The organism is Pseudomonas sp. HMSC067G02 (assembly GCF_001813485.1).
GTDB classification, from domain to species: Bacteria; Pseudomonadota; Gammaproteobacteria; order Pseudomonadales; family Pseudomonadaceae; genus Pseudomonas; species Pseudomonas aeruginosa.
Genome location: NZ_KV812611.1, coordinates 1 through 5,923 on the forward strand (window position 1 = coordinate 1; position 5,923 = coordinate 5,923).

9 protein-coding genes are annotated in these 5,923 nt (G+C 58.9%); 7 read left to right on the forward strand and 2 right to left on the reverse strand.

The window, feature by feature from the left end; genetic code table 11:
* Together HMPREF2914_RS00825 and HMPREF2914_RS00830 are read right to left on the reverse strand one after the other, a co-directional pair.
* Window positions 1–494: DUF4760 domain-containing protein (locus HMPREF2914_RS00825; protein ID WP_070702791.1), on the reverse strand; the 494-nt coding region annotated here is incomplete at its 3' end.
* A gap of 391 nt (window positions 495–885) precedes the next feature.
* Entirely contained in the window at window positions 886–1,641 is a 756-nt protein-coding gene (locus tag HMPREF2914_RS00830; protein WP_023980590.1) for a helix-turn-helix transcriptional regulator, read from the reverse strand.
* A 596-nt stretch (window positions 1,642–2,237) separates the two neighbouring features.
* On the opposite strand from HMPREF2914_RS00830, the gene HMPREF2914_RS30995 reads away from it, so the two are divergent.
* The 7 genes from HMPREF2914_RS30995 to HMPREF2914_RS31000 all read left to right on the forward strand — a co-directional run bounded on the left by HMPREF2914_RS30995 (window position 2,238) and on the right by HMPREF2914_RS31000 (window position 5,877).
* Window positions 2,238–2,999, forward strand: a complete 762-nt coding sequence (locus tag HMPREF2914_RS30995; RefSeq protein WP_031691842.1) for a helix-turn-helix domain-containing protein — start codon at window positions 2,238–2,240, stop codon at window positions 2,997–2,999.
* Window positions 2,996–3,679 (forward strand): replication protein P, encoded by a 684-nt coding sequence (locus tag HMPREF2914_RS00845; protein WP_023981189.1) that lies wholly within the window; start codon window positions 2,996–2,998, stop codon window positions 3,677–3,679. Before HMPREF2914_RS30995 ends, HMPREF2914_RS00845 begins: the two co-directional genes overlap by 4 nt.
* The gene (locus tag HMPREF2914_RS00850) at window positions 3,676–3,882 is read left to right on the forward strand and encodes a hypothetical protein (RefSeq protein WP_003159465.1); all 207 of its coding nucleotides are present in this window, start codon (window positions 3,676–3,678) and stop codon (window positions 3,880–3,882) included. The genes HMPREF2914_RS00845 and HMPREF2914_RS00850 overlap by 4 nt, the downstream gene beginning before the upstream one ends.
* Window positions 3,879–4,460: a recombination protein NinG gene (locus HMPREF2914_RS00855; protein ID WP_023981188.1), complete on the forward strand. Its 582-nt coding sequence runs from the start codon at window positions 3,879–3,881 to the stop codon at window positions 4,458–4,460. Before HMPREF2914_RS00850 ends, HMPREF2914_RS00855 begins: the two co-directional genes overlap by 4 nt.
* Window positions 4,457–4,753 carry a hypothetical protein gene (locus tag HMPREF2914_RS00860; RefSeq protein ID WP_023981187.1) on the forward strand — a complete coding sequence of 99 codons (297 nt, stop codon included), beginning with the start codon at window positions 4,457–4,459 and terminating at the stop codon, window positions 4,751–4,753. The genes HMPREF2914_RS00855 and HMPREF2914_RS00860 overlap by 4 nt, the downstream gene beginning before the upstream one ends.
* A 1-nt stretch (window position 4,754) precedes the next feature.
* The gene (locus HMPREF2914_RS00865) at window positions 4,755–5,129 is read left to right on the forward strand and encodes an antiterminator Q family protein (protein ID WP_023981186.1); all 375 of its coding nucleotides are present in this window, start codon (window positions 4,755–4,757) and stop codon (window positions 5,127–5,129) included.
* Window positions 5,130–5,337: 208 nt separating this feature from the next.
* Window positions 5,338–5,877 (forward strand): DUF4124 domain-containing protein, encoded by a 540-nt coding sequence (locus HMPREF2914_RS31000; RefSeq protein WP_071537902.1) that lies wholly within the window; start codon window positions 5,338–5,340, stop codon window positions 5,875–5,877.
* The last annotated feature ends 46 nt before the right edge of the window (window positions 5,878–5,923 follow it).

The window sequence follows — 5,923 nt, forward strand, 5'->3', positions numbered from 1 at the left end:
TTTTTTTCGGCTAGCGGCTTCTTGACCCACTTTGAGTGAAGTTTCTCAAGCTCTTGATAGAATGTTTTCTTTTTCTCTATCTCTCTAATTGCTCTTATAAACGGCTCAGCCTGTTCGTACAATTTCATGACGGTGCTGTAATTGGCTTCGCGGAGCATTTTTTCGCAGTAAATTCCTTGATTTATGCCAACGCATATACGCTCCCAGTGGTTGAGAACGTAGCGTATCTCATTGGCCTCCTCGGACTCCCGTCTGTCCTCGCGGGCATAGGCTCGCATGTTTGAATCGTCAGCGTTGTGAAGGGCTTGAAGCCGGCGGTATCCCTTGGATAGCTCTTGGTCTGACCTAGTGCCGAACATAAGGTCTGCCGTTTGCTTTCTTTTTGCCGTAGCCTTTGCGCTCAGCACGGAAACGATGGCGACTATCACGCCAGTCAACACTAATAGATTTCTAAATAGCTCAGAAGCTAAAAACTCAATAATAGCACTGCACATTTAACCCCTCCCTTTTTAACTCTCCATGAAAAAGGAGGCCTATTGGCCTCCTCTTGGCATCGCTTTTTCTTAGATGCCTTCGTATTCTTCTCGTACTACAACTGCTACCAGAAGTGGTTCACGCTTAATTGCCATGCCATTTCCTCCTTGCATACAGGCTTTCGCCCCTCAGCCGGCGATCTTTCCGCCGGCCATTCAGAAGGTCTTTGCCTTCTTCACTGTTTAGACGCACCCGGATGGTGTTTGTTCAGCCGCTCAACGCTCCTCATTTGAGCTGCCCGGGCGCGGCTGATAATACAACGTGATAGCACAGAAATGGCAACCAGTGGTCACCATTTTTTGAGTAGCTGCCTCCGCCGCCCCTTCAGGAAGCCGGGCCGCAAGCCGTTTGCTAGTGTTTCCGGCGCCTCATCACCGACCACCAGAATACCCAGCCGATCACGCTGATATCGCTGGCCCGCATCTGGTCCCTGGTGTACTCCTCATCGGGGTACTCCTCCCGGTTGTAGCTGCGCAACCGGATGCCGCCGCCAGGCAGTCGATAGACGAATTTCACCCGCAGCAGGTCGTCATGCTTCAGGGCGTAGATCTCGCCGTCGACGATCGTGTTGACCGAAAGGTCGACGCCGATGATCGAGCCGTCTGCGATGAGCGGCTCCATGCTGTTACCTGTGACGTTCACGCAGACGGAGGTGCTCTTGTCGACAGCGGCCTCGCGCAGGGTTGCCTTCGGGAATCGAATCTTGCGCTTGGCCAGCTCGAGGTCAGGAACTCGCCCACCACCTGCCGCCACCTCGACCTCGTCGAAGTAGGGTATCTCAACCTCGTCAGGTGCGAGTGGATCGCCATCTGACCACGGTGATAAGGGCTCCAGATTTCCGCCGGAGTGATACTCGGCAGTTGGTTCAGCCACCCGCAGTTGCTGCTCTGGGGTGTGCTGAATGTCGAGCCAGCCGCGGGGCATATTGAATTTTTCCTCAATGTGCCTGGCCAGCCTGTTGCCGATGTTCTTGGTGGGATTCGAGCCAATCAAGCGGCTAACCTGGGTTGGCTCGCGATCTATGCGAGCAGCGAATGCGACTGTGCCGCCTTCCTTTTCGGCCAGTGTGAGCGCGTTCGCGCGGCGGATTGTCGTGATATCGATCATCTAACCATTTCATCATCTGTACCTAAAAAGTACAGAACCTTGACGGTACACTTCCTTTTCACCATGATTGTACCAAGGAGGTACATTTATGGCCGTCGAGACACCCCAAAGCACCCATACAGAAGCGCTTCGGGCCTTCTGGAAGTCGCTCAGTATCCAAGAGCGTGATGACGCTGCGAAGGCGCTCAGCACCAGCGTTGCGTACCTCAGACAGGTTCTGGCTTGCGGCCGGACTCCAGGGGCGGCGCTGGCGCGTGATCTTGAGCGCTTCTTCGGCGCTCGCATCACCCGCCACCAGCTCCGCCCAGACCTCTACGACGCGCCAGCAAGGCCTCGGGGCCGGAGTGCGGCATAGCACGTAGCAGATGTTACGGAGAGGGGCTGGCGCTGCTTAGTCGGCTGCGACCCCTGTTCAGGCATCCAGTAGAGCAGACAGCAAAAAGCCCGGCTGCAACCGGGCTTTCTGAGGAGGCACCGGAAGGCGGTGCCGAACATCCAACGGAGCCGAATATGACACAGGTATCCACCATCCAACAAGAGAGCGTGTCGCGACACGAAATAGCGATTCGCAAGAAAGTGTCGCGGAGGGCGCGCAGGTGAGCACGATCATCATGTCTGCCTGCTGGCCGCTGCAGGGTCTGACGCCGGCGCAGAAGGCTGTGCTGATCAGCCTGGCGGACAACGCGAACGACGAGGGCGTGTGCTGGCCTTCGGTGGCGAAGATCGCCGAGCGCACCTGCCTGTCCGAACGTGCCGTGCAGCAGGCCATCAAGGTGCTGAACGAGTGCAGGGCGCTGAGCATTGAAGCGCGCCAGGGGCGCTCGACGATGTTCACCGTAACCCCCGCAGCATTTGCACCCCCGCAGAAGGTTCACCCCCGCAGGAAATGCACCCCCGCAGGATCTGCACCCACCCCCGCAGATGCTGCACCCCAACCCCCGCAGGAAATGCACCCCACCCCCGCAGATGCTGCACCCAGAACCGTAATAGAACCTACAAGGGAACCATCAGGAGAACCGTCACCTTTGCCGACCCGTTCCGGGCCGGCGGCTGGCGAAGCGCTGCAGGAGGCTTGCCGGAGTGTGTGGGCAGCGTACCGGGCTGCCTACGAGGCGCGCTGGAGTGTTCAGCCGGTGCGAAATGCCAAGGTCAATTCCCAGGTGAAGCAATTGGTGGCCGCTCTCGGTAGCGAGGCTCCTGCGGTGGCGGCGTTCTTCGTCGGTCTGGATGACAAGTTCTTGGTCGACAGTTGCCATGAGTTCGGGTTGCTGCTGGCCAAGGCTGGCGCTTACCGCACGAAGTGGGCAACAGCCGGTTCCGCGCCGTCGACCGATTGGACTGATCAGGTGCAGCTATGACCCGCAGGCAGTTCGAACCGCAATCGGTCGGTGCTGTGCTGGCGCATGTGAATCGGGGCGCAGGGCTGCAGGTTGTGGCTCCGCCGACGGTGGAGGTTGATCCCGAGACGAGAGACGAACTTGACCGGTTGTTTGTGCGGATCAAGGCGATCTGCCCCGGCTGGCGAAGCTCCTGGCCCAGCGAAGAAGTCGAGAAGGCTGCGAAGGCGGAGTGGCTGGCCGAGATCATCCGGCAACAGGTTACGCGCCGAGAGCAACTGCAGGCCGGGGTAAGAGCGTTGAGCGCGCAGGCCAGACCGCTTGTTCCGTCTGCTGGCCAGTTTTGCGCCTGGTGCTGGGCTCCTGAGGTCTTCGGCCTGCCATCCCTCGATGACGCATATCGCGAGGCGCTGGCCAACACCCACCCAGCCATGGTCGGAGCCGCGAAATGGAGTTGCCCTGCTGTGTACTGGGCTGCCGCTGGTGCTGGATTCAGCCGGCTGCAGGCTCTGGCCAGAAAGGATGGGCTGGCGGCGCTGGAAATCTCCTACCGACAGATCATCAAGAAGCTGGCGCGCGGGGAGGCGCTCGGAAAGGTCCCGGAGGGAGAGGTCACCCACCAGAAGGCGCGAACCCAATCCGTTGGAATTGCTGCCCTCGAGCAGCTTCGAAAACAACTCAAAGGAGGAGGTCGCTCATGAAGTGGAGCGTACTCAACGACTATCTGATGGTTAGCGATACCCAGCCGCCCTACAAGGTCTGCAAGCTTCTTGTGGCCGGCGAGGCTCACTACCGGGCCAGTGTGCAAGGTGAATTCATTTGCACGCCGGTTGCGACTGCGAAGGAGGCGTGCGGTGTTTGCGAACGCCATCACCAGATCACCTATCCGCGGGAGGTGGCATGACGTTGTCGGCACGGAAGCCCCGGCCGAAGAAGTGCGCAGTGTCGACGTGCCGCGCCCCCTTCGTCCCGGTGAAGTCGTTTCAGGCGTGGTGCAGCCCTGAGTGCGGCATCGTCATCGCTCGGCAGAAGCAGGAGAAGGAGCGTAAGTCGATGCAGCAACGCGAGCGGCGCGAGATCGCGGTTCGCAAAGAGAAGTTGAAGAGCCGTGCAGACCACTTGAGGGAGGCTCAGGCCGCATTCAACGAGTTCATCCGCTGGCGCGACTGGGACCGCCCCTGCATCAGTTGTGGACGCTTTCATGATGGGCAGTATCACGCCGGTCATTACCGCTCTGTCGGATCCCATCCCGAGTTGAGGTTCGACGAGAACAACGTCCACAAGCAATGCGCCCCGTGCAACAACCACAAGTCGGGGGACGTCGTGAACTACCGGATCAACCTGGTGGCGAAGATCGGCGCTGAGGCTGTAGCGCGACTGGAGGGGCCGCACGATGCCAGGAAGTGGACGGTTGAGGAGATCAAGGCGATCAAGACCCTGTACCGAACCAAGGCCCGCGCTGCGAAGAGGGCTGCCGCATGAAGAAGCATGGTCCTGATCTGACGACCAAGCCGCGCCTGCTCGCTCAGTGCCCCGTTTGCCACGGAAAAGGGTACAGCCTTGGCGTTTTCCATGAGATCGATTGCGCCGCTTGTGGAGCGGCGGGGTTCGTCGATGGCGTGACGGGGCTGGCGCTGGAGCAGCGGGATGCGGTGGTGCAACTGCGGATGTGGGTAAAGCGGCTGCTGGAAGAGCAGCGACGCCAGGCGAGCAGGCTGGCGCGAGAAGAGAACAACCATCGGGGCGCCGGCGGCTCCCACTTCAGAGGCGACTGAAATGAACATCAAGGCGTTGGAATTTCTGATGGAGCAATACGGGCTGTGGGTTTGGTCCGACAATGGCACTCCTCGCGGCTCGTCACCCATGCTGGCGCTGATGAAGCGGAACCCTGCGAACGAAAAACGGTTTGCTGCTGTGATCCCCTGCATCAGTGATGATCGGGCGATGCAAGTGGACCGGTTTCTCGCTCGCCTCTACGACGAAGACCCGGACGCCATCCGCAGCCTGATCCTCTACTTCATCCATGGCATGTCGTATCGAGATATTCAGGATCGGATGGGCATCAGCTACGCGGACGCACGCATGCTTGTTCGAGCGGGCCTGTCGGCTCTGCTGGCGTGCTTCGTGATGGAGGAGAAAAAGGCCGCCTGAAGAAATGTACAGGCTGGACGTATTGACAGTGATAATCGCGGCCTGTACCTTTCGTCATACATTGCGGTTTTGCCGCTTAGGCGAACTGCCGCAGAGCGGAACACCAGAAAAAGCCCAGCCCTCGAGCTGGGCTTTTCGTTTATAGGGATAGGTTCTGGTAGTGGCCGCCTGATGCTAAAGTGTGAGGTAGTTCCTACGGAGAGTCGCTATGAAACGGATCTTCCCCGTTCTCGCTTTAGCAATGGTCGCCTGCTCTTCCCAGGCCGCCACGGTCTTCAAGTGCGTCGGCCCAGACGGAAAAGTCACGTTCACGCAACATAATTGCCCGGAAAATCAGTCTTTGGACGATGTGGTGTCAGCTACGAACCAGCGTCCAAGCGGAACTGGTGCGTCGGCGGTGATGGCGAAGCCTAAGTCGGCGGCAGGGCGCGCCTATCGGGGTGTCGCAAACGCTTCTGGATCTGTCGGTAGTGGCGTGACGGTTGTTGGAGGGTCGGCAGCAAGTGCCACTTGCTCAACCGGCCTATCCGATCGAGACCTACGCAAGGCCAAGGTGCAAGGAAAGGTGGTTCCCGGTATGTCCAGGGAGGATGTGGAGAGCATCTACGGAAAAGTTAACCGGAATGGCAGTACGGCCGGCTCCGGCGCTGTCACATACTGGAACGACAAGTATGTTGATCAGACCACCGTTTCGTTCGACCGAAACGGTTGCGTTCAAGGCTCGTATCAGTCTGGCCACAAAAACTAGTTTCATCCCTCCAATCGGCCCCGCAATCGTGCGGGGCTTTTTGTTT